Source organism: Microvirga calopogonii, from assembly GCF_003347665.1.
GTDB classification, from domain to species: domain Bacteria; phylum Pseudomonadota; class Alphaproteobacteria; order Rhizobiales; family Beijerinckiaceae; genus Microvirga; species Microvirga calopogonii.
In genome coordinates this window covers 267,146-289,767 of record NZ_QDGA01000001.1, presented here as the reverse complement: position 1 = coordinate 289,767, position 22,622 = coordinate 267,146, and the positions used below count along the sequence as shown (strand labels likewise).

The 22,622-nt window shown below is 64.5% G+C and carries 26 protein-coding genes and 1 tRNA gene; 13 read left to right on the top strand and 14 right to left on the bottom strand.

The features are described from left to right. Positions 1–172: 172 nt before the first annotated feature. The 7 genes from DDF70_RS01325 to DDF70_RS01295 form a co-directional block, all read right to left on the bottom strand. Positions 173–721, bottom strand: coding sequence for an RNA pyrophosphohydrolase (locus DDF70_RS01325; RefSeq protein ID WP_114943053.1), 549 nt, complete (start codon positions 719–721; stop codon positions 173–175). 349 nt (positions 722–1,070) lie between these two features. Continuing rightward, positions 1,071–2,387: a S41 family peptidase gene (locus DDF70_RS01320; RefSeq protein ID WP_114943052.1), complete on the bottom strand. Its 1,317-nt coding sequence runs from the start codon at positions 2,385–2,387 to the stop codon at positions 1,071–1,073. After that, positions 2,387–3,739 (bottom strand): murein hydrolase activator EnvC family protein, encoded by a 1,353-nt coding sequence (locus DDF70_RS01315; RefSeq protein WP_114943051.1) that lies wholly within the window; start codon positions 3,737–3,739, stop codon positions 2,387–2,389. The genes DDF70_RS01320 and DDF70_RS01315 overlap by 1 nt, the downstream gene beginning before the upstream one ends. Positions 3,740–3,742: 3 nt before the next feature. Continuing rightward, positions 3,743–4,237, bottom strand: coding sequence for a 23S rRNA (pseudouridine(1915)-N(3))-methyltransferase RlmH (gene rlmH, locus DDF70_RS01310; protein ID WP_114943050.1), 495 nt, complete (start codon positions 4,235–4,237; stop codon positions 3,743–3,745). A 15-nt stretch (positions 4,238–4,252) separates the two neighbouring features. Beyond that, positions 4,253–4,687 (bottom strand): ribosome silencing factor, encoded by a 435-nt coding sequence (gene rsfS, locus DDF70_RS01305; RefSeq protein WP_425374038.1) that lies wholly within the window; start codon positions 4,685–4,687, stop codon positions 4,253–4,255. A gap of 44 nt (positions 4,688–4,731) precedes the next feature. Beyond that, positions 4,732–5,388 (bottom strand): nicotinate-nucleotide adenylyltransferase, encoded by a 657-nt coding sequence (locus DDF70_RS01300; RefSeq protein ID WP_114943049.1) that lies wholly within the window; start codon positions 5,386–5,388, stop codon positions 4,732–4,734. Beyond that, a complete protein-coding gene (locus DDF70_RS01295; RefSeq protein WP_114943048.1) occupies positions 5,385–6,626 on the bottom strand; it encodes a glutamate-5-semialdehyde dehydrogenase in 1,242 nt (413 codons plus the stop codon). The genes DDF70_RS01300 and DDF70_RS01295 overlap by 4 nt, the downstream gene beginning before the upstream one ends. A gap of 94 nt (positions 6,627–6,720) precedes the next feature. On the opposite strand from DDF70_RS01295, the gene DDF70_RS01290 reads away from it, so the two are divergent. Further along, positions 6,721–7,593: a DUF72 domain-containing protein gene (locus DDF70_RS01290; protein WP_245435319.1), complete on the top strand. Its 873-nt coding sequence runs from the start codon at positions 6,721–6,723 to the stop codon at positions 7,591–7,593. Here the strand turns inward: DDF70_RS01290 and proB are convergent. The 5 genes from proB to rplU form a co-directional block, all read right to left on the bottom strand. Next, complete coding sequence (gene proB, locus DDF70_RS01285; RefSeq protein ID WP_114943279.1) at positions 7,563–8,678, bottom strand: glutamate 5-kinase; 1,116 nt, start codon at positions 8,676–8,678, stop codon at positions 7,563–7,565. The two genes, DDF70_RS01290 and proB, sit on opposite strands and share 31 nt — an antisense overlap. After that, on the bottom strand, positions 8,675–9,709 hold the full coding sequence (gene obgE / locus DDF70_RS01280; RefSeq protein ID WP_114943046.1) for a GTPase ObgE: 1,035 nt from the start codon (positions 9,707–9,709) through the stop codon (positions 8,675–8,677). Before obgE ends, proB begins: the two co-directional genes overlap by 4 nt. A 149-nt stretch (positions 9,710–9,858) precedes the next feature. After that, entirely contained in the window at positions 9,859–10,509 is a 651-nt protein-coding gene (locus DDF70_RS01275; RefSeq protein WP_114943045.1) for a GNAT family N-acetyltransferase, read from the bottom strand. A 178-nt stretch (positions 10,510–10,687) separates the two neighbouring features. Then, positions 10,688–10,954: a 50S ribosomal protein L27 gene (gene rpmA / locus DDF70_RS01270; RefSeq protein ID WP_009763277.1), complete on the bottom strand. Its 267-nt coding sequence runs from the start codon at positions 10,952–10,954 to the stop codon at positions 10,688–10,690. Between the two features lie 34 nt (positions 10,955–10,988). Further along, a complete protein-coding gene (gene rplU / locus DDF70_RS01265) occupies positions 10,989–11,381 on the bottom strand; it encodes a 50S ribosomal protein L21 (protein ID WP_009763278.1) in 393 nt (130 codons plus the stop codon). A gap of 261 nt (positions 11,382–11,642) precedes the next feature. Here rplU and DDF70_RS01260 point away from each other — a divergent pair. Further along, positions 11,643–11,732 (top strand) — tRNA-Ser (locus tag DDF70_RS01260). A gap of 581 nt (positions 11,733–12,313) precedes the next feature. After that, positions 12,314–12,478 carry a hypothetical protein gene (locus DDF70_RS36320; protein WP_162820173.1) on the top strand — a complete coding sequence of 55 codons (165 nt, stop codon included), beginning with the start codon at positions 12,314–12,316 and terminating at the stop codon, positions 12,476–12,478. Positions 12,479–12,672: 194 nt separating this feature from the next. Here the strand turns inward: DDF70_RS36320 and DDF70_RS36315 are convergent, their stop codons facing one another. Both DDF70_RS36315 and DDF70_RS01250 read right to left on the bottom strand, forming a co-directional pair. Then, entirely contained in the window at positions 12,673–12,846 is a 174-nt protein-coding gene (locus DDF70_RS36315; RefSeq protein ID WP_162820172.1) for a hypothetical protein, read from the bottom strand. 195 nt (positions 12,847–13,041) lie between these two features. Then, the gene (locus DDF70_RS01250; RefSeq protein WP_114943043.1) at positions 13,042–14,043 is read right to left on the bottom strand and encodes a hypothetical protein; all 1,002 of its coding nucleotides are present in this window, start codon (positions 14,041–14,043) and stop codon (positions 13,042–13,044) included. 428 nt (positions 14,044–14,471) lie between these two features. On the opposite strand from DDF70_RS01250, the gene DDF70_RS01245 reads away from it, so the two are divergent. The 10 genes from DDF70_RS01245 to DDF70_RS01200 all read left to right on the top strand — a co-directional run bounded on the left by DDF70_RS01245 (position 14,472) and on the right by DDF70_RS01200 (position 22,579). Beyond that, positions 14,472–15,509: a TIM44-like domain-containing protein gene (locus DDF70_RS01245; protein WP_114943042.1), complete on the top strand. Its 1,038-nt coding sequence runs from the start codon at positions 14,472–14,474 to the stop codon at positions 15,507–15,509. Between the two features lie 197 nt (positions 15,510–15,706). Further along, positions 15,707–16,108, top strand: coding sequence for a response regulator (locus DDF70_RS01240; RefSeq protein ID WP_114943041.1), 402 nt, complete (start codon positions 15,707–15,709; stop codon positions 16,106–16,108). Positions 16,109–16,175: 67 nt separating this feature from the next. Then, positions 16,176–16,724: a sigma-70 family RNA polymerase sigma factor gene (locus tag DDF70_RS01235; protein WP_114943040.1), complete on the top strand. Its 549-nt coding sequence runs from the start codon at positions 16,176–16,178 to the stop codon at positions 16,722–16,724. Beyond that, positions 16,717–17,478: an anti-sigma factor family protein gene (locus DDF70_RS01230; RefSeq protein WP_114943039.1), complete on the top strand. Its 762-nt coding sequence runs from the start codon at positions 16,717–16,719 to the stop codon at positions 17,476–17,478. The genes DDF70_RS01235 and DDF70_RS01230 overlap by 8 nt, the downstream gene beginning before the upstream one ends. A 19-nt stretch (positions 17,479–17,497) precedes the next feature. Further along, positions 17,498–18,214: a Bax inhibitor-1/YccA family protein gene (locus DDF70_RS01225; protein ID WP_114943038.1), complete on the top strand. Its 717-nt coding sequence runs from the start codon at positions 17,498–17,500 to the stop codon at positions 18,212–18,214. Positions 18,215–18,246: 32 nt separating this feature from the next. Then, on the top strand, positions 18,247–18,810 hold the full coding sequence (locus DDF70_RS01220; RefSeq protein ID WP_114943037.1) for a DUF2076 domain-containing protein: 564 nt from the start codon (positions 18,247–18,249) through the stop codon (positions 18,808–18,810). A 138-nt stretch (positions 18,811–18,948) separates the two neighbouring features. Beyond that, positions 18,949–19,272, top strand: a complete 324-nt coding sequence (locus tag DDF70_RS01215; RefSeq protein WP_114943036.1) for a DUF1476 domain-containing protein — start codon at positions 18,949–18,951, stop codon at positions 19,270–19,272. Between the two features lie 288 nt (positions 19,273–19,560). Next, positions 19,561–20,229, top strand: a complete 669-nt coding sequence (locus tag DDF70_RS01210) for an exopolysaccharide biosynthesis protein (protein WP_114943035.1) — start codon at positions 19,561–19,563, stop codon at positions 20,227–20,229. Positions 20,230–20,301: 72 nt separating this feature from the next. Beyond that, positions 20,302–21,594 (top strand): hemolysin family protein, encoded by a 1,293-nt coding sequence (locus DDF70_RS01205; RefSeq protein WP_114943034.1) that lies wholly within the window; start codon positions 20,302–20,304, stop codon positions 21,592–21,594. A gap of 226 nt (positions 21,595–21,820) precedes the next feature. Next, positions 21,821–22,579 (top strand): TerC family protein, encoded by a 759-nt coding sequence (locus DDF70_RS01200; RefSeq protein WP_114943033.1) that lies wholly within the window; start codon positions 21,821–21,823, stop codon positions 22,577–22,579. The last annotated feature ends 43 nt before the right edge of the window (positions 22,580–22,622 follow it).

Sequence of the window (22,622 nt, the reverse complement as noted above, 5' to 3'; positions counted from 1 at the left end):
TCAACGAGATGTTTTCAGCTGTGTTCCGTTCACTTTTCAAAGCAGAAAAGCGTACATCTCCCGTTCATCTTCATGAATGGGTCGTGCTGTAAAAACTGCCTGCGATGACTGCTTGGATAAACACGGCTGCCCGAAGCTTAAGCTGTGGGAAACTGTGCTTATATAAGACTGATCAGGTCTGGTCCGAGGCTTGAAGATGTTGCGACGAGAACGGCGCGAATGCTTCCACGACCTTCTCGTAAACAGGCCGCTTGAAGGGGATGATCAATTCAGGGAGACGGTGCATGGACTCCCAGCGCCATTCATCGAATTCGGGCCTGTGGCCACCGCCGCCGGGTTGATGAATATTGATCTCGCTCTCGTCGCCTTCGAAGCGGAAGGCAAACCATTTCTGGTTCTGCCCGCGATAGCGACCGCGCCAGGCGCGGCCCGCGACCATGGACGGGAGATCATAGGCATACCAGTCCGGCGCTTCCGCCAGAAGGCTCACCGAGCTGACGCTGGTTTCCTCATACAGTTCCCGCAAGGCGGCTTCGTAAGGCTCCTCGCCGGGGTCGATGCCGCCCTGCGGCATTTGCCAGGAATATCCGTCGGAGGTCGCATCTGCTTCCGAACGACGTCGGCCGATGAAAACCAAGCCATCCTTGTTGATCAGCATCACGCCGACACAGGAGCGGTAGGGCAGATCCTTTCTGGCCTGTGATCCTCTTGCGCTCCTCATACGACTCTTACCCCTTCAATGGCGGAAACATCCGGCAGCCGGTTCTCGAAGAGTGCCGGTGCATGGCTCCACAGCAGGCTAGAGCCTCGGACCCGAAAGGGGAATCCACTTTCGGGATGGATCGATGCTCAACCCTTATGCGGCTCAACGTCGAAGGCGGAAGGGCGGATCCACTTTCCACGGGCGCTTCCTTCGGCTCCGCACGATGTGTCGGAAGAGTGCCGCTTCGCGGGGCCTTGCACAAGCTTCTCGCCCCTGTCGCCGGTGCATGAACGCGAAAAGGGCCTGACGGTGCGGTCCGCCAGGCCCTTTTGCATCATTGTTTCTCGAACGAAAGAACGAGTGTCGATCAGTTGGGTGTCGTGGTCGTGTTGGCTGCACCCTTGCGCACGCCATGCAGCAGGTCATAGGCAGCGAGAAGCTGCTTGTCCTTGGTGGGATCCGGCGGAACGTAAGCGGAGGATCCGCCGCGCTCTTCCTTCTCGCCGCCATTCTGCAGGTGGCCGCGCAGACCGGCCTCGCCCTTGGTCTCGTCCTTGCCCTTCAGCTCGTCGGGCACGTCCTGCAGCACCTCGATGTCCGGATCGATGCCCTTGGCCTGGATCGAACGGCCGGACGGGGTGTAGTAGCGCGCCGTGGTCAGGCGCACGGCCCCATTGCCGCCGAGCGGGATGATGGTCTGCACGGATCCCTTGCCGAAGGAGCGGGTGCCGAGAACCGTCGCGCGCTTGTGGTCCTGCAGGGCGCCGGCCACGATCTCGGATGCCGAGGCGGAACCGCCGTTCACGAGGACAACCAGGGGCTTGCCTTTGGTCAGGTCGCCCGCCTTGGCGCTGAAGCGCTGCGTATCCTCCGCGTTGCGGCTGCGGGTCGAGACGATCTCGCCACGCTCGAGGAAGGCATCGGAGACCATGATGGCTTGGTCGAGCAGGCCGCCCGGGTTGTTGCGCAGGTCGACGACGAAGCCCGCCACCTTGTCGGCGCCGATGTCGCTGGTGAGCTTCTCGATGCCGGAGCGCAGGCCCTCATAGGTCTGCTCGTTGAACTGGGTCACGCGCAGGACGCCGATGTCGCCCTCGGCGCGGGCACGCACCGGACGCACCTTGATGGTCTCGCGGGTCAGCTTCACCACCACCGGATCCTTGGATTCCTTGCGCTGGATCTTGAGGGTGACCGACGAGTTGACCGGGCCGCGCATCTTGTCGACGGCCTGGTTCAGGTTGAGACCCTGGACGGGCTCGTCGTTGATGTGGGTGATGACGTCGTTGGCCAGGATGCCGGCCCGGGAGGCGGGCGTCTCGTCGATCGGCGTCACGACCTTGACGAGGCCGTCTTCCATGGTGACCTCGATGCCGAGGCCGCCGAACTCGCCGCGGGTCTGCACCTGCATGTCGCGGAAGCTCTTGGCGTCCATGTAGCTCGAATGCGGGTCGAGCGAGGTCAGCATGCCGTTGATGGCGGCCTCGACGAGCTTGGACTCTTCCGGCTTCTCGACGTAGTCGGTACGGACCTTCTCGAACACGTCACCGAAAAGGCTCAGCTGGCGGTACGTGTCAGCCGAGGCGGCAACCGCGCTCATGCCGGACAGGAGGCTCGTCTGCGACACCATGGTCGCGCCGCCGGCGCCGATCGCCGCACCGAGAATCAAAAGGGATAGTTTGCGCATTATCCGCGAACCTTTTCGCTTTGCGATTTTGCCCACCAGGGACCTGGGTCAATTGAACCGCCGTCTTTCCTGAACTCAACATAGAGGACGGGATTGTTCTTTTCTATGGCGGCGCCGATCAAACTCATGAGAGGAGCCTCCCCCATGGTTGCAACGGGTTCGCCTGCGAGCACGAACTGCCCGACATCGACGTTGATATGGTCCATACCGGCCAGAAGAACATAGTATCCCCCACCGGCATTGATGATCAAGAGTCGACCATAGGATCGGAACGGTCCGGCGAAGGATACCCATCCATCCGCCGGTGATACCACACTTGCCTTGGGCCGTGTCGTGATCGAAATGCCACGCGTCGTTCCGCCATAGCCGTCGGGCGCGCCGAAATCCAGGGTTGTGTCGCCGCTGACGGGGCGGGGCAGCAGGCCGCGGGCCTCGGAGAACGGGATTTTCGGAGCGAGCCGGGCCGGATCCCGGAAAGCCAGCTGGGCGAATTTCTCCCGGGTTTCGCGCTCCTGCGCCTCGGCGGCCTTGCGGGCCTCCTCGGCGGCGCGCTGGGCCCCGGCGATTTCCGCCTCCATGCGGTCGATCAGTTCCTTGAGGGTCCCGGCCCGCTGGGCGAGATCCTCGGCCTTTTGCCGCTCCGCGCCGGCATTGCGCTCGACTTCCGCGATGCGGCTCTGCCGGGCCTCCATGAGAGCGGCGAGGCGCTCCTGCTCCCGGTTGAGAGCCGTCAGCTCTCCGTTGAGGGTCGTCCGATCCTTGGTGATGGCCTCCTTGAGGCGCACGAGTTCGGCGAGATCGCCGGCCAGGACCTCGGCCTCCTGACGCAGCTCCGGCAGGACCGCGCCCAGCATGATCGAGGCGCGGACGGCCTCCAGCATGTCCTCGGGCCGGACAAGGACGGCCGGGGGAGGGCGACGGCCCATGCGCTGGAGGGCGGCGAAGACCTCGATGATGACGCCGCGCCGGCTCTGCAGGGAGCGGCGAATGGCCGCTTCGCTGGAGCCGAGGGTCTGGAGCCTCTGCTCCAGTTCGCGGATCCGGTCCTCGGTGCCGCGCACACGGTCGGCCGTCTCGATCAGGGCGCCATTGAGCTTCGCCCGGTCGGCCTTGATGGAATTGATCTCGGCGTCGAGGCGCTTGCGGGCTTCAGCATTGGCCGTGATGGCCTCTTCCAGAACCTTCAGATCCTGCTCGCGCCTCGCCTTTTCCTCGGTGGCTCCGCCGGGCGTGACCTGCGTTGCAGGCGCAGCAGGAGGCTGCTGGGCCCCGGCAGGACTCAGGCTGGCAGCAACCATACAGGCGGCAAAGCCTAAGGCTCTGCGGAAAAATAAGGATTTGAAGCGCTTCATCCGTCAGGAATCATCGTGGCCGGCGCGATGATAAGGGTGTCCGGCTATGATTGTCAGGGCCCTATAGAGCTGCTCGGCAACGAGCGCCCGCACGATCTGGTGCGGCATAGTGAGCGCCCCGAAGGAAACGACGAGGTCGGCGCGCTGGCGCAGCGCGGGATCGAGCCCGTCGGGCCCGCCGATCACGCAAGCCACGCCAGGGCGGCCCTCGTCGCGCCATTGCCTGATTTTCTCGGAAAAAGCTTCGCTGGAAGGGCTCTTGCCGCGCTCGTTGAAAACGATCAGCACGGACGACCCGGCCCGCTCGAGGAGCGCCGCAGCCTCTTCCGCGCGCCGGTCGTCCTCGCGCCGCGCCCGGCTCTCGGGCAGTTCGACGATGTCGAACCCCGCAAGGCCCAAGGCACGGCCCATGCCTTCGACCCGCTGCTTGTAGCGTTCGACGAGCTCCCGCTCGGGGCCGCTCTTGAGACGGCCCACGGCCAGCAAGCTCAGTCGCACGATCCTGACCTTAGGTTAGCTGACGCGGTCCTGCGGACGGTCGGCGCCCCACATCTTCTCGAGGTTGTAGAAGCCACGAACCTCGGGACGGAAAACGTGGATGAGCACGTCGCCGGCATCGATCAGCACCCAGTCGCAGGCCGGCAGGCCTTCGACGCGCGCGTTTCCGAACCCCTTGTCCTTGAGGTCCTTGATCACGCGTTCGGCGATCGCACCCACATGGCGGTCGGAACGGCCCGATGTCACGATCATGGTGTCGGCGAGCGAGGTTTTTCCGGCCAGGTCGATCTCGACCGTGTTCTCGGCCTTCATGTCCTCGAGGGAGGCCAGGGCAGCGGCCCGGATGTCCTCATCCTGCGGAGCATTCGCTCCGGAGAGAGGCGGAAGCGGATTCTTGTCCGCTTCGACGGAGGTTAGGCGGTTCAGGTTCAGACCCTTTCTCAACAGCACTCAATGGTGCCGACCCTTAAGATAATGCGGGGAGGCCCCATTTTTCAACGTCTCCCTGTGGGAGAAGTTCGTCTCGATTGGCGCAGCTGGGTGGACGACAGGTGCGAGCGTGGCCCGTGCAGGAACACCCAGGCCGGCGGGGCAAGCCCCGGCAGGGCAGGGGCGTCGGCCTCGCTGATCCTGCTGGAAGACAGGGCCGAGGCGCTTCGGGAATGGGTGGCCTTCAGGGTCCAGCCGGGCCGGTCGATCACGGCCATGGGCATCATCCGGGCAATGCGCTGCCAGCCGCGCCAGCGATGGAAGCTCGCCAGATTGTCCGCGCCCATGATCCACACGAAGCGGACGCCCGGATAGCGCCGCTTGAGATAGGCCAGGGTATCCACCGTATAACGGGCCCCGATGTCCTCCTCGAAGGCGGTCACGTCGATGCGGGGATCGTCTGAGACCCGCCGGGCCTCCTCGACGCGCATGGCGGTCGTCGCCAGCTCGCCCGTGTCCTTCAGGGGATTGCCCGGCGTGACGATCCACCAGACTCGGTCGAGCCCGAGCCGCTTCAGGGCCATGCGGCTCACATGGCGGTGCCCGGCATGGGCCGGGTTGAACGACCCGCCGTACAATCCGATCCGCATGCCGGGAGCCGCCCGCGGCAGACGAGGCAGGCCCGAGGGCCTGATCCGGAAACGGGACGGGCTCAGCTTCACGGGCGCGTCTGGCCCGTGCCGCGAATGCGGTACTTGAACGATGTCAGCTGCTCCACCCCGACCGGGCCGCGAGCGTGCATGCGTCCCGTGGCGATGCCGATCTCGGCGCCGAACCCGAACTCGCCGCCATCGGCGAACTGCGTCGAGGCGTTGTGGAGCACGATGGCGGAATCCACCTCGGCCAGGAAACGCTCGGCGGCCGCCTCATCGTTCGTGACGATCGAATCGGTGTGATGGGAGCCGTAGGTTTCGATATGCGCGAGCGCGGCATCGAGACCGTCGACGACCCGGGCCGAGATGATGGCGTCGAGATACTCGGTACGCCAATCCTCTTCGCTGGCCGGCGTGACGCGCGAATCAGCCGCCTGGACGGCTTCGTCGCCGCGCACGGCGCAGCCCGCGTCGAGCAGCATCGCGACAAGAGGCTCGAGATGCGTGCCGGCGCAGGCCCTGTCGACCAGAAGCGTCTCGGCGGAGCCGCAGACGCCGGTGCGGCGCATCTTGGCGTTCAGAACGATGGTCTTGGCCATCTCCAGGTCGGCTGCGCCATGCACGTAGACATGGTTGAGCCCTTCGAGATGGGCAAAGACCGGGACCCGCGCTTCGTCCTGCACGCGCGCCACGAGGCTCTTGCCGCCGCGGGGCACGATCACGTCGAGATTGCCGTCGAGGCCCGACAGCATGGCCCCGACGGCGGATCGGTCCCGGGTCGGCACGAGGCGGATCGCATCGGCAGGCAGACCCGTTTGTTCCAGGCCATCGCCCATCGCTTCCGCTATGGCCAGCGAGGTGCGGAAGCTCTCCGAACCGGCCCGCAGAATCGCGGCATTCCCCGCCTTGAGGCAAAGCGCACCGGCATCCGCCGTGACATTCGGACGGCTCTCGAAGATCACGCCGATCACGCCCAGCGGCGTCGCCACGCGCTCGATCTCCAGGCCATTGGGGCGCTCGAACCGGGCGAGGACGCGTCCGACCGGATCGGGCAGCTCCGCGATGCTCTCGACGGCCTGCGCAATCGCTTCGAGGCGCTCCGGGTTGAGGATCAGGCGGTCGATAAAGGCTGAGGTCTGCCCCTTGGCCTTGGCGTCGGCCAGATCCGCGGCATTGGCGGCAAGGATCGCATCCGCGCGGGAGCGGATGCAGGCCGCCATGGCGCGCAGGGCTGCATTCTTGTTCTCGTCGCTTGCAAGCGCCACGCGCCGGGAGGCCGCACGGGCGCGGCGTCCGAGATCGGCCATGAGAGCCGGGACGTCCGGATTTCCAACCGAAGCCGCACCTGACGCGTTGAGGTGTTGCGCGAGCGATTGTGCGCTCAAGGCTCGAGTATCATCCATGTCCAAGTCCCAGCCCCTGACAGCTTCAGGGGAAATCAATCGTCCCGAATCCATAGCACGCCCGACAGCCTCGGAGCCAAGCCGCTCCATCTCAACGACCACGATGAGGACCGAGGTCAGGATCGGAACCTCGGGCTGGCACTACAGGTCCTGGCACGGACCTTTCTACCCGCAGCGCTTAAAGATCAAGGACTTCCTGTTCTACTACATCCAGCGCTTCGACACGGCGGAGATCAACAATTCCTTCTACCGGCTCCCGACCGAGCACGCCGTGAAGGCATGGCGCGATTCATCGCCGAAAGGTTTTCTCTTCGCCTGGAAGGCTTCGCGCTTCATCACCCATATGAAGCGGCTCAAGGAAATCGAGGAGAGCGTGGATCTCGTCTTCGGCCGGATGAACGCTCTCGGCGACAAGTTCGGCCCGGTCCTGTTCCAGCTGCCGCCCACCTTCAAGGCTGAAGACGAGACACGGGAGCGGGTGGCGCGCTGTCTCTCCCTGGTGCCGCAGGGCCGGCGCTGCGCCTTCGAGTTCCGCCATCCGAGCTGGTACGAGGAAGCCGCCTTCCGCATCCTGCGGGATCACAACGCGGCACTCTGCATTTCCGATCACGCGGATGCACCGGCGCCCTGGGAAGCGACGGCGGATTTCGTCTATGTGCGGGCGCATGGCACCAACGGGCGCTATGCGGGCAGCTACTCTGCCGAGACCTTGCGGGATTGGGCGCACCGAATCGCCGATTGGCGAAAGAGCGGGCTGAGCGTCTATGCCTATTTCGACAACGACATCAAAAGCGCCGCACCCGGCGATGCCCAGACGCTGTTGCGGCTCATGAACGACGATCAGTCGCTCAAAGCCATGTCGTCCCGGTGAACCATCTCGGTCCGGCCCGGATAGCCGAGGATCCCCTCGATCTCACGGCTGGGGCGGCCGATGATGCGCGCCGCATCCTCCGCATCGTAGGCCACGAGGCCTCGGCCGAGCACACGGCTTTCGCTGTGGATCGTCACTGCGTCACCGCGACGGAAGGTCCCCTCGATCCGGCGCACGCCCACCGGCAGCAGGCTCGCGCCGCCCTGGAGCGCGCGGGCAGCACCCTCGTCCACGTAAAGCGTGCCGCGCGGCTCCAAGGCGCCGGCGATCCAGGTCTTGCGTGCGGTGGCGGGATTGGACGGGGTGAGAAACCAGGTGCAGCGGCCGCCCTCGGCCACGCGCTTGAGGGGGTTCTTCGTGCGCCCGTCCGCGATGATCATGTGCGTGCCGCCGGCAGTGGCGATCTTGCCCGCCTCGACCTTGGTGCGCATGCCGCCCCGCGAGAGTTCGGAGGCGGCCCCGCCGGCCATGGCCTCGATGGCGGGCGTGATGCGCTCGACCACCGGGATATGCTCGGCATTCGGGTCGGCCGCAGGCGGCGCCGTGTAGAGCCCGTCGATATCGGAGAAAAGGACCAGAAGGTCCGCGCCGATCATGGTGGCGACGCGGGCGGCCAGGCGGTCGTTGTCGCCGTAGCGGATTTCGGAAGTCGCGACCGTGTCGTTCTCGTTGATCACCGGCACGGCCCGCATCTCGAGCAGCTTCAGGGTCGTTGCGCGGGCATTGAGATATCGGCGGCGCTGTTCGGTATCCGCGAGCGTCACCAGGATCTGCCCCGCCGTGATGCCGTGATGCGCCAGCACCTCCGACCAGGTGCGCGCGAGCGCGATCTGGCCTACGGCGGCGGCGGCCTGGCTTTCCTCGAGCCGCAGCGGTCCGGAGGGAAGTCCCAGGACCGTGCGCCCCATGGCGATGGCCCCGGAGGATACCACGAGAACGTCGGCGCCCTTCGCATGCAGATCGGCGATGTCCTCGGCCAGCGCCGCGAGCCAGGCATGGTTCAGCCGGCCCCGGGCCCGGTCGACCAGCAGCGAGGATCCGACCTTCAGGACCACCCGGCGGAATTGGCGAAGGTCAGGGCTCACGGATGCCACTCTCCCTGGGGCTGGACAGGCTCTTCCTCGGCCTTGGCCTGATCGATCACGGTGAGGAGAGCCTGGAGCACCTCCTGCACGCCCTGGCCCGACGCGGATGAGATCACGTAAGGCGTCTGCTTGGAGGCTTTTTTAAGCTTCTTCAGCTGCTCCTTGAGGGTGTCCTCGTCGAGGGCATCGGCCTTGGAGAGAGCGACGATCTCGGGCTTGTCGGAAAGCCCATGGCCATAAGCCTCGATCTCATGACGGACAGTCTTATAGGCCTCGCCCGCATCCTCGCTCGTGCCTTCCACGAGGTGCAGCAGCACCCGGCAGCGTTCCACGTGGCTCAGAAATTTGTCGCCGAGACCAACGCCCTCGGAGGCACCTTCGATCAATCCGGGAATGTCGGCCAGCACGAATTCACGGCCATAGGCGCGCACGACCCCGAGACCCGGATGGAGCGTGGTGAAGGGATAATCGGCGATCTTGGGCTTCGCCGCAGTGGTCGTCGCCAGGAAGGTGGACTTGCCTGCATTGGGAAGCCCGACGAGACCGGCATCGGCGATCAGCTTGAGCCGCAGGATGAGCGTACGCTCCTCGCCCTCCTGGCCCGGATTGGCCCGGCGCGGGGCACGGTTGGTCGAGGTGGTGAAATAGGCGTTGCCGAAGCCGCCATTGCCGCCTTTGGCCAGCAGCACCTTCTGGCCCACATGGGTCATGTCGGCGATGACCGTTTCGCCGTCTTCTTCAAGGATTTCGGTGCCGGCCGGTACCTTGAGGACGGCGTCGGCTCCCTTCGCGCCGGCACGGTTCTTGCCCATGCCGTGGCCGCCGGTCTTGGCCTTGAAATGCTGCTGGTAGCGATAATCGATCAGGGTGTTAAGCCCCTCGACGCATTCCGCCCACACGTCGCCGCCGCGGCCGCCGTCGCCGCCGTCCGGCCCGCCGAACTCGATGAACTTTTCACGGCGAAACGACACGGCGCCACCGCCGCCATTGCCTGAGCGAATATAGATCTTGGCTTGGTCGAGAAATTTCATAACCCGCATCCTTTACGGGACTGGAGCATTTTTCGCAAAAGCCGATCCGGCCCTGCGGTTAAAAAATGCTCCCGTCCATGTGATGGCGCGGGAGCAACGCAAACAAGCCGGAAGCGCTCCCGCAATCGCGGAAGCGCTTCCCGGTTTTTTCAGCTCGCGAGGGACATCCCCCGGTCCACCTCGACCTCGATCGAGAGGGGCTCGCGAACGAGGCCGGTCTGACCCCAGGACTTCAGGCTCTCCCAGGTGCGCCGGTCGAGCCGGAAGTGGTCCACCGGATAGAGGCCGCAACGGGCCGGCAATTCCGAGAGTCCAGCGCCCTGGTAGGCGAAGCCGCACTTCTCCAGAACCCGCCGGGAGCCCGGGTTGATCACCCGTGCGCAGGCGGTGACTTCGTCCTCCTCGCCATAGGCGAAGAAGGCGTCGATCAGCGCGCGCGCGGCCTCGGTGGCATAGCCCTTGCCCCAGTATGGCGTGCCGAGCCAGTAGCCCAGGTCGGGCTTGCCCGTTTCCGGGCTCGGCCCGATGCCGACCATGCCGATGAGGCTGTTGGGCTTACCCTTGGGCGTGATGGCGAGCTGCAGACCCTGACCGTCCGCATTGGACCGCCGGGACATGAAGATAAATCGCTCGGCATCGTCCGGGTGATACGGATGCGGAATTCGAGCCGTCATCTCCGCGACCGATTTCTCACCGGCAAGGCGTACGATGGCTTGCGTATCCGCGAGACGGGCCCAGCGCAGCCACAGGCGGCGGGTCTCGAGGCGGAAAACATCGTCACGGGTGAGGTCGGGAAACATCGTCTTGCTCCGATCCGTTGGGCCCTCCTTGGGCCCGGGAAATGACGAAGGGGAGGTGGACATCCCACCTCCCCTGTCGATTTCGGATCGGAGCTTGGCTTTTTAGGGCCTTTTTGGAGCTCTTACCCGCCGGGTCGGTGTGATGCCGGCAGGAGCTCCTTCGTTTCGCTCTTGCCGTTTATTCTGCGGCCTCTTGGGCCGGTACGACCGATACGAAAGCTCGGCCCTGACGCGTAAGGAATCGGACTCGGCCATTGGCCGTGGCAAAGAGGGTGTGGTCTTTGCCCATGCCGACATTGGCGCCGGCATGCCATTTCGTGCCGCGCTGACGAATAATGATGTTGCCGGCGACGACCTGCTGATCGCCGAACTTCTTGACGCCCAGACGACGGCCTTCGGAGTCGCGACCGTTGCGAGACGAACCGCCTGCTTTTTTGTGAGCCATGGGTTACTCCCGTGTTCCTGTGTGATGCCTGCGCTTATTCAGCGGTGGCCGGCGCAGCTTCGTCAGCCGCAGCCTTGGTGGTCTTCTTGGCCGCAGCCTTCTTGGGCTTCGCGCCACCGGCGAGGATCTCGGTGATCCGCACCACGGTGTAGTCCTGGCGATGCCCGCGCTTGCGGCGCGAATTCTGGCGACGGCGCTTCTTGAAGGAAATGACCTTCTCGCCGCGGGTGTGTTCCACCACCTCGCCCGCCACGGTCACGCCCTCGACGAGGGGGGCGCCCACCTGGGTCGAGCCGTCGTTCGTGACCATGAGAACCTGGTCGAAGGTGACGGCGGTGCCAGGCTCGCCTGCGAGCGTGGCGACGGTGATGACGTCGTTGGCGGCAACGCGATACTGCTTGCCGCCGGTCTTGATCACTGCGAACATCTTGATCCTCGTGTTCAAACCCAAGTCTCAGCGGGGAAAGCCCCACCGGATTGGCTTTTTGGCAGTTTCCGGCTTCGGTTCACGGCAGCGTGTGCTGCCGCATGGATATGAGCAGGCACTCGTGCCCGTTCATAGAGGACGCCTAACTACGGGCGGTCCTCGCATTTGTCAATCAAAAACCTTGCTTTTGGTGCTTGAAGACCCGCCAAGCCCATGATATCCACCCCGCCTCAACCAGCGGGCCGACGGCCTTCGCACCCCGGAGAGGTGGCAGAGTGGTTGAATGCACCGCACTCGAAATGCGGCATACGGGCAACCGTATCGGGAGTTCGAATCTCCCCCTCTCCGCCATTATTTGCGCCTAGCCTATAGAAGCTGCTGCTGAATATGGCAGGCGCTTCGGGCTTCCCCACCCCATTTCCTACCTTTGCAGCTGGCTTGGCTATCGAACCATCGTGCCATAGCAATTCAGCGATGCGTTTTCCTGCTCCGCCTCAGGCCCGCCCATCGTATCCGCCCAAGTCAGAACAATATGCGTTGAACTCGTGATGCATGGAACTCGTGGCTTCTACCCAGAGTTCTCTGACCCAGAGATTAGGGGCGACGCTCATGAGCCTGCAGAACACAACAGTCGGAACGATCCGTCATCGTGCCGAGGACGATCTCTTCCACTACGACCGATCTCGTGCCCCCAAGACCACGGAGTGTGATACGAGCCTATCGAGCGCCAAGGCCTCAGCGAGGTATTGGGTTGTCAGCATGCGCCCGCGCTGGCTCGTCAATCAGGCTCAACCCCTCGTTCGGTCACGGTATGAGGGTTGACCACTCGTTCGGCCGGTGAGCCCTGGGATCTGCAGCCCAATCCAGCCTATGTTACAAACATCAGGGCTCGAATCAGGTATATTGCTGGTGTTCAACAAGGGGAGGCGCCGATGGCTGCCCGTCCCGCGTTCGACCACAAGGAAGCCGTGCGTCTTGCCTGGAAGTCCAGGCACATCCCATTCGGCGCCATTGTCCTTGGCGCTCTGCTCCTGAGCGGAATTCTCTCCATGGTGTTCATGGTCTGGGGCTACGGACCGGTCAACCCGATCCCATAAGGCGGCAAGGCGATCCGAAACTGGTTGCGTCCTTGCGCGGGCGAACTCCGTGCGCGATCCGTGTAACGTTCCGTATGGAAGACGCTCGCGATGGACATTCGACCTTGGCCGTTTCAGGCTAAACTTACCGCAGCGCTTCCTGATAGCTCCTGTATGGGACGGGTGTCGATCGAACGATACCTTGAGAGAGCCTGTTAGGGCGCCTCGAAGGTGAGGAGCTGGTGAACCACCGCGGCGAGAATCATTACATTCAGGAGCGCGACGAGTAGCAAGGCGAGGCGGCTCATCCTCTTGTGCCGAGCCAGTTGGGCGTTGGTCTCCTCTAACCTCCACTGCAATTCGTCCTGTTCGCGCCCTTCGAACCGCATGGCACTCCCCTGGATGAAGCCCTATCAACTCCGCGGATGGGGAACAAAAGACGGGGTCCGCTTCCCTGGCAGGGCGGTGCCCCCGACGAACGAGCAGAACGGCCATGGTTCGGGAAAGTTCCTCGGCCCCAGGAAGCCTTGCCGTCCACTCTGTCTCTCCACACTGATCGGGAGAGGAGGGGGAGGGATGTGCCTTTAGCGAACCTGCCGAAGCGCCTCGGCGATATCCGCCTCAATGGCCTTGGCGATGGGTTGCCGATAGTGGGACACATCGAAAAACAGCTCTGGCGCATGGATTTCGGGCCTATCGACGAGCCAGTCGACCACGGCTGTCCTGGCATGGGCTTCTTGAACCCCCATCGCTGCTGCCTTGCAGGCGTGCAACAGGAAAGCCTGCTCGGTGCCATGAGGTGGGAGGGTGTTGCTGTAGACCGGTGGCATGACCAGAAGCAGAGCAGTTTCCTCAGGAAGTCTGGCCGCGAGCTCCCTTAGCCTGGCGACCGCAGGGAATTGCCTCTCAGCGGGCTTGGGGTCGTGGTCGTAACGTAGGGCATTGGCATAAGGCTTCTGCTCCAGGCGCTGGCGAACGGCCGGATCCGTCGTATAGCCCAGCCCAATGTATTCGGGCTCATAATCCCAGTACCCGTCCGGCCGGGCTCGCTCGGCTGCGGCTCCGAAGAGATAACCGATACGCCGCGACGTCTCTTCCAGCACGTTGAAGCGCACGAGCCCTCTGACATATTCCCAAGGATCGGCGCTGTAGAGCCAGAAAGGAAAAGGCTTATCGTTGGGCAGATCCGGATCGGATGTGCACCAGAAATCGTCGATGCTGACCACGATCGCCTTCGGCGTCTCCTTTCGGTGCCGCAGAAACCAGTCGATCAGGCTCAGATGTTCCTTCGCCCCGGATGCGGGTGTTGCCAGCTGGACGAAATCGAACCCGGTCAATTTCTTCAGACGTTCGGGGGCGATGAGCTGGATGTGGGAATTTCCCACGATCATGGCATTGAATGCCTGGTCCCGCCCACGGCTGGCGTTGGCTGTTCGGGGCCCCTGGGGACGCACGCCGGGCTTTGTGACGAGAGGCGACCGGCCGGTGTCGTAGGGATCAACCAAATAGGCGAGGGCGACGAAGCCTGTCAGGAGGAGTACGGCCGTGCCCAGGAGCGTGATCGTAAATCGCCGCCAAGGAGCCATTTCAGCGCTGAATTTAGATGAGGTGATGCTTGGCATAGGTGCTGGTCGGGCAGATGAATCATAAGAGTGCGGCGCGAACCACTCCAATCAGAGCATCGGCCGTCACCGTCCTTATTGCCTGAAACGAAGATCGTCCATTCCTCGCGGGCAGGCGCGACCGTGCTCAGGACGGCCTGAAGCGAATTCTCGCCATGGGCAGGATTAAGGCCTGGTCCAGCTTCGTATACCGGACGTGGAACATTCCAGAGGCCGTGCCGAGGTCGTCGTCTGCCATCAGCAGGGGTTCGATGTGCAGGCGGCTGGAACGGGCCATCGGCAAGCCTACGCCGTTTCACTGCTGCTCCTCCGCCTTCGGTCATGAAGGTCCGGAGATTCAGCGGGAAGAGTAGTGCAGCCCACCCGACACGGATCTCAGGAAAGAACATTCGATGCCACATTCTTCGACCGATCAGGCGAGCGGTCAGCCCCTACGCAAGGCGGCGAGCTTCTCGCGCCGAGGACGCGTCGCTTTCGCCCTGGCGGGCGTGCTTGTCGTCGCGATGAGCGGCGTGGCCGAGGCCCGGAGCAAAGGCAGCGTGGGCTCACGTGGATCACGCACCTTCGACGCTCCCCCCGCCACCCAGACGGCTCCCTCGACCGCACAGCCGCTCCAGCGCTCGCAGACGACCCCGAGTCAGGTCCAGCCCCGGCCAGCGTCTCCGTCGACCCAGGCATCCCAACCGGCACGGAGCCGCTTCGGCGGCGGGTTCTTCGCCGGTCTGTTGGGGGCAGGCTTGCTGGGCGCGCTGTTCGGTGCAGGCCTGTTCGGAGGGCTTGGATCGCTGACGTCGATCCTGGGCTTTCTGATGCAGATCGCGCTCATCGGTGGTCTCGTCTATCTGGTCGTCCGGCTCCTCCGTCGGCGGCAGCAGCCGGCACTGGCAGGGGCGAATGCAGGCGCCCCGATGCAGCGTTCGACCCTTGGCGGCATGGTCTCGCCAGGTGGACGGGCCGCCTCTGGCGGCATCGGTGCGGCGGCAGCGGCTGGCACCCGCCCGGCTTCACGGCCGAGCGGTCAGGAGATCGTCATCGGGCCGGACGATTATGCGGCCTTCGAGCGGGCCCTCGGCGACATCCAGACGGCCTATGGGCGCGAAGACATTCCGGCTTTGTGGGCGCTCGCCACGCCGGAGATGGCCGGCTACTTCCAGGAAGAGCTGAACGACAACGCTCGCAAGGGAGTGCGTGAGGCTGTTTCTGACGTGAAGCTCCTGCAGGGTGATCTCGCCGAGGCGTGGCGTGAGGGTCCAACCGAGTACGCCACTGTCGCGATGCGCTATGCCATTACCGAACAGGTCATCGAGCGGGTGAGCGGCAACGCCGTTGCCGGCGCACCGGAGAAGACCGAGGAGGTCACGGAGGTCTGGACCTTCCGCCGCGACAGTGCCGGACCCTGGAAGCTCTCGGCGATCCAGCAGGTTGCATAGCTCGTTGCGGTTTGCTGCTTTCCGCGCAAGAGGGGCGGCACCCGATGCCGCCCCTCTTGCGGGCGTAGCATGCCCTGCCTACATCAGCGTTGCCTTAGGGTCCGGGCCCCTCTGGCGAGCGGGTCGCCGCTCGCGATGTCGGACTCCTTCTCTTGCCCTTGCGCCAACGAGCGCGACCGCAACTGGAGGATCCGATCATGGATTCCACTTTTCCCGAGCTGTCCGGCCCCTCAGTTCTCGTCGTCGAGGACGATGCCAAAGTTGGCGCGCTGATTGCCCGCGCCCTCAGACAGGCCGGCTATGAGGCCGTTCTGGCATCGTCCGGCGAAGATGCCCTCGATCTAATCGCAGCGGCCGACTTCGACGGCCTCTACTGCACCATCGAGCTCCCAGGCCAAGTCGACGGCTGGGAGGTCGGCACCACTTTCAGCTTCATCTGGCCCGACAAGCCGGCTGTCTATGCCTCGGCCGTGCAAACGACCCTGCCGGGTCGGCTGCGGCACGGCATTTTCCTGCGCAAGCCCTTCGCCATGGATCGGCTCGTCCGCGTCTTCGAGACCGGCGTCATCGCCGCGCGCGCCAAGCGGCACCTGACATGACCGAGACAGCACCGAGAAATCCGAACAGCACGGGGATTAAACCCGCAAACGGCTCCGTATACCTTGCATGAACGACACGAAGCGCATGGACGTCATTGGCCTGCTCGGCCCCTTGCGGCGCTATGCCCGATCCCTGACTCGCGACGAGGCTCAGGCCGAGGATCTGGTGCAGGACACCCTTGTCCGCGCCTACGAGCGGAACGGCTCCTTTCGCTCGGGAGGGAACCTGCGCGGCTGGCTGCTCTCGATTCTTCACAACACCTTCATCGATCACCGGCGCCGTCAAATGGCGGAGGCTCGCCGCCTGGAGCAGGCTGCCTCCTTCGTCGACAGCGAAGCCCCGCCCGAACAGGAAAGCCGGGTGCGGCTGAAGCAGGTCCAGGCCGCCTTCATGAGCCTGCCGGACGAGCAGCGCGCCGTCCTGCACCTCGTGGCCATCGAGGGCCTCGCTTATCAGGAGGCCGCCGATGCGCTGAAGATCCCGGTGGGGACCCTCATGTCCCGCCTGGGCCGCGCCCGCGCCGCCTTGCGGGGCTTCGAGGCCGGAAACGACGTGTCTCGGCCGGCGCAAGGCGGTCGGCCAAGTCTGCGCATTGTAGGAGGACCCGATGTCTGACCCCGTCACCGAAGCGGACCTTCTGGCTTACGTCGATGAGCAGCTTGCCCCGGCCCGGCGGATCGAGGTGGAGGAATATCTCGCGCGCGATCCGGAAGCGGCCGTGCGTGTCATGGCCGATCTCAAGGATCGCGATACCCTCCGACTGATCCACTCGGCACCCCTGCCGCGTCCGCCGGAGGCGACGCTTGGAGCGGCCACTCGGCTTGAGCGCGTTCTCGCCTGGCGGGAATTCGGGTTGAAGCTACGACGGATCGCCGCCGTCGCGGCGCTCATCGGGTTTGGCTGGCTCGCTCACGGGCAGGTTGGCTTGGGCGTTACCGACAGCGCGGCCTCACCCAAGCCGCCCGCCTTCGTCGAGGATGCCCTGCATTCGCATGAGACGGCTCTGGTGCGCGCCCGCATGGCCTCGCAGACCGAGGCTGCCGGATACGATCCGGCCGAGCTCTTGGCCGGAACCGGCGTTCGGCTGCCGCCCTTGCCTGACGACTGGAAGGTTCGGGATGCGCAAGTCTTCCCGTCCCGTGACGGCCACAGCGTCGAGATCGCCGTCGATGCCGACGATCTCGGCCGCGTGTCGCTGTTCGCCGCCCATGTGCCGGTCTTCGACGTCATCGACCCGACGGTCGCCCGCTTCGATGAAGCGACGACCGTCTACTGGCAGACAGGCCAGCTCGCCTATGCGCTGACCGGAACCGGCAGCGACAAGGTCCTCGAACGGGCCGCCGCCCGGCTCGCCCGCAAGCTTCAGTGACCCCAACAGGAGGAATAACGTGAATACACCCTACGCTTGGCAAACGACCACGGCGCGCGCCAGCGGCGCCGTCTTCGACGAGGGCCTGCGCCAGCACATGCTGCGGGTCTACAACACCATGGGGCTTGGCCTCGTGGTCACAGGGCTCGTGGCCTTCTTCGTCGCCTCGACCCCGGCCCTTTACGTGCCGCTGTTCCAGACACCGCTGAAGTGGGTGGTGATGCTGGCGCCGCTGGCCTTCATCTTCATTTTCTCCTTCCGCATGGAGCGGATGACGGCGGCGTCCGCGCGCACCGCCTTCTTCGCCTTCTCGGCCGTGATGGGGCTGTCGCTCGCCTCCGTGTTCCTGGTGTTCACCGGCACGAGCATCGCCCGCACCTTCTTCATCACGGCCGCCATGTTCGGCGCCACCAGCCTCTACGGCTACACCACCAAGCGCGATCTCTCGAAGTTCGGCTCGTTCCTCGTCATGGGCCTGATCGGCATCATCATCGCGTCGCTGGTGAACATCTTCGTCGGCTCCAGCGCACTGCAATTCGCGATCTCGATCATCGGCGTGCTCGTGTTCACCGGGCTCACCGCCTACGACACGCAATCGATCAAGGAGCAATACGCCGAAGGGTTCGGGCACGAGGCCAACAACAAGATGGCCGTGTTCGGCGCGCTCTCGCTCTACCTGAACTTCATCAACCTGTTCCAGCTGCTGCTGAGCCTCACCGGGCAGCGGGAAGAGTAACCACCGTCCATTGCCAGAAAGGATCGATTTTCATGGACCATCAGGACCGTCAGGCCATCGAACAGCTCTTCGGCAAGATCGCCCAGGTCGAGCGCCAGGCCACGCCTCCGGACGCTCAGGCGGCGGATTTCATCCGCTCGCAGATCAACCAGCAGCCGAATGCGCCCTACTTCATGGCCCAGACCATCGTGGTGCAGGAGCAGGCTTTGAGCGCCGCGCAAGGCCGCATCCAGCAGCTGGAGCAGGAACTCGCCAACCGCCCGGCAGGCGGAGGCGGCTTCCTCTCCGGACTTTTCGGCGGCGGTCAGCCTCGTCCTCAGCCACAGCAGCCTTACCAGCCGCAACACGGCATGCCACCTCACATGGCACCCGGCATGGCTGGCATGGCTCCCCGCGGAGGCGGCGGATTCCTGGCTGGCGCGGCCCAGACCGCCATGGGTGTCGCCGGCGGCGTTCTGCTGGGCAACATGATCGCGGGCGCCTTCTCCGGCGGCGAGGCCAACGCGGCGGAGGCCGGTCAGGCTGAGCCGCAGCAGGCCGCCGCCGAGGACTTCGGCGATGCCGGAGACGATTTCGGCTTCGAGGAAGACGTCTGATCCCGCAGCCGGAGCCGTCCTGGACATCCTCCGCAAAGATGTTTCCGAAGAGACAAGCACCCGCGGCCTGGCGGCTTGTGCCGCCGGCCGCGGGTGCGTCGATGCCACGTTAGTCACGGACCTGAAGGGACAACAAGTATGGCCAGTTTCGATGATCGCAGAGATGCGTTCGAAAAGAAGTTCGCCCACGACGAGGAGCTGCGCTTCAAGGCAACGGCCCGCCGCAACAAGCTTTTCGGCCTCTGGGCGGCGCATCAGCTCGGCAAGTCCGGCTCGGATGCCGAGGACTATTCGAAAGCGGTCATCCTTGCCGATTTCCAAGAGGCCGGCGACGGGGACGTCATCCGCAAGGTTCGCCAGGATTTCGAGGCGGCAGGAAAGACGGCTAGTGATGCCGAGCTGGCGGGTGTCCTGGCCGGCCTCATGAACGAGGCCGTCGAGCAGATCAAAGCAGGCCGGTAGCTCGTCTTGCCGTAAATTGCCTCGACATCTCAACAACCGCGAGGGCTTTTACACGCAGCTTCAATCCTTTGGGCCGGGGTTCCACGCTAGCACATCGTGCGGAAAAGTGGATCCGGTTTTCGCTAGCGCGGCCCACTGGGTCCGCCCCGAACGATGTGCTCATCGAAAGAGCGGAGCATCGGCCCAACGGCGCTGGCGAGGCCCTTGAACCTGTTGCTTTCAGGACCGCCGACAAATTCTTGACCACCCCACTCGCCTTGTTCCGAGCGAGCCACTATAGACAGGCCCATGCCCGACCCTTCGAGTAGTCTCTCCACCGTCGTGTCACCGGACGACGATGTGGAGCCCCGACAACGGTTTTCCGAGGTTCTGAGCGATCTCGCCAGCCGACCGGCGGCGACCATCAGCATTGGCGACGTGCTGGATGCCTTCGGCGACCGGGCCTTCGGAGCCCTGATGCTTCTGTTCGCAGCCCCCAACGTGCTGCCGCTGCCGCCCGGCATGTCGGCCGTACTGGGAGCGCCGCTGCTCTTCGTGACGGCCCAGCTGATGCTCGGGCGTCCGACTCTTTGGATGCCCCGCTTTATTTGCGAGCGCTCCATTTCCCGTGACTTCTTCACGCTCCTGACGGCAAAGCTCACTCCCATTCTGCACCGGGCGGAACGCTTCCTGCGGCCCCGGCTCGGCATGCTGCTTCATCCCGTCCCGGAGCGGATCGTGGGCGCCACCTGCCTGCTGCTGGCGATCATCCTCTTCCTGCCGATCCCGTTCGGGAACATTCCCCCGGCCTTTGCCATTTCAGCCTTCGCGCTCGGCATTGTTGAGCGGGATGGATTGGCCACGCTCGTGGGCTGGCTCGCTGCGATCGGCAGCCTGCTGATCCTGACGGCGATCTCCTCGGCGATCTTCGCCGGCATCAACGCCTTTCTCGATCAATTGTGGGTCATCTTTGGATGAGAACCGACGATCCAATGTCCGCAAGCGAACTATCGACAATCCTGGAGGGGTGCCCAGGGCACCTGACACACCGTGCTTGAACTCGGCATCGCCCTTCTTCTCATTGGGCTCAATGGCCTCTTCGCCCTGTCCGAACTGGCCATCGTGTCGGCTCGAAAAGCCCGCCTGAAGATGATGGCGGATAGCGGCCGTGCCGGGGCCGGTACTGCCCTGAGACTGGCGGAAGAGCCCGGCCGTTTCCTCTCGACCGTTCAGATCGGCATCACCCTGGTCGGCGTGCTGGCCGGCGCGTTCTCGGGCGCGGCGCTTGGTGCCATGCTCACCGACATCCTCGAAAGGAACGGAGTGCCTGATGCCGCCGCAGAACCTCTGGGCTACGGCATCGTGATCGGCTCCATCACCTATCTCTCCGTTGTGGTCGGCGAGCTCGTGCCCAAGCACCTGGCGCTCAAGAACCCGGAAGGGATCGCCTGCATGGTCGCGCCCCTGATGGCGCTGATCTCCCGGATCGCGGCACCGGTCGTCTGGCTGCTCGACGCCTCCACGAAGCTGATCTTCCGTCTCATGGGGCAAAGCACGGAATCCGAGAGCGCCGTCACCGAAGAGGAGATCAAGACGATCGTCGCCGAAGCGGAAACGGCGGGCGTGATCGAGACCGGCGAGCGCCGGATGATCGCCGGCGTCCTGCGTCTGGGTGACCGTGCCGTGCGCGGGGTGATGACACCAAGGACCGACGTGGACTGGATCAACATCAATGCTTCGCAGGAGAGCATCCGGGATTGTCTGATCAACACGCCTCATTCCCGCCTCCCCGTAGCGGAGGACCACCCCGACCACATGCTCGGCGTCGTGCAGGCCCGGGAGCTTCTGGCCGCCACGCTGCGCGACGAGCCGCTCGACATCCGCACTCACATCCGCAAGGCGCCGATCATCCCCGATACCCTCGATGCCCTCGATGCTCTTGAGGTGCTGCGGGAGGCCGAGGTCCCGATGGCGCTTGTCCATGACGAATACGGCCACTTCGACGGCGTGGTGACGCCGGCCGACATCCTGGATGCCATTGCGGGGGCCTTCCGGTCCGACGAGCACGAGGAGGAGCCTGAAGCCGTGCAGCGGGAGGACGGCTCGTGGCTCCTGGCCGGCTGGATGCCCGCCGACGAGATGGCCGATCAGCTCGGGATATCGCTGCCCGGGCGGCGCGACTACGAGACCGTGGCCGGTCTGGTGATCGGCGAGCTGCAGCACATGCCGGAGACGGGTGAGACGGTCGAAACAATGGGCTGGCGCTTCGAGGTGGTCGACCTCGATGGCCGGCGCATCGACAAAGTGCTGGCAACCAGGATCGAGCATCGCGAGGCGGCCTGAGCATGGACAGACGCTCTGCCCACCTTATCGCCGCCTTGATCCTGCAGCCCGGCAGCCTGCGAACTGGAGGGCGACACCTTCTGCCCGAAACATGTCGCCGAGCACCTCGAGATCCGCAGCGGTTGCGACGGCAATGATCTCATTTTCGGTTTTGTCATCCGGAAAACCAACGAACGGTTCCGCTTCCGGGCCGATCCCCCTGGACCCCTGACCATAGGATTCCCGAATGGACTTCTCCTGGATTTCCGATCCTACCGCCCTCGTGGCTCTTGCGACTCTGGTCGTGATGGAGGTGGTGCTCGGCATCGACAACCTGATCTTCATCTCGATCCTCACGAACAAGCTGCCGGAGCATCAGCGCTCGAGGGCGCGGCGCATCGGCATCGGCCTGGCGCTGATCCTGCGCCTGGGGCTGCTCGGCACCATCGCTATCATCGTGACCCTGACGGAGCCGATCTTCACGCTGTTCGGGCATGCCTTCTCCTGGCGGGATCTGATCCTGATCGGCGGCGGTCTCTTCCTGGTCTGGAAGGCGACGAAGGAGATCCATCACAACGTGGACCCGACGCCGTCCGACGACGTGTTCGACACCGCGAAAGCCACCATGACGTTCGGCGCCGCGATCACGCAGATCCTGCTGCTCGACCTCGTCTTCTCCCTCGACAGCATCATCACGGCGGTCGGCATGACCGACGTGGTCATGATCATGGTGATCGCCGTGGTGGTCGCCGTGACCGTGATGCTTCTGGCCGCAAACCCTCTGGCCCAGTTCATCCACAACAACCCGACAGTGGTGATGCTGGCCCTGGGTTTCCTGCTGATGATCGGCATGACGCTGATCGCGGAGGGCTTCGGGGCGCACGTGCCGAAGGGCTATATCTACGCCGCCATGGCCTTCTCGGCTCTGATCGAGGGACTCAACATGCTCTCCAGGCGGGCCGTCCGCCGCAAGTCCGCTGGATCTGCTGCCGAACCGAAACACTGAGACCTCGCGCAGGGAGGCCGCGCCTGTCGCAGCCTCCCGTCAG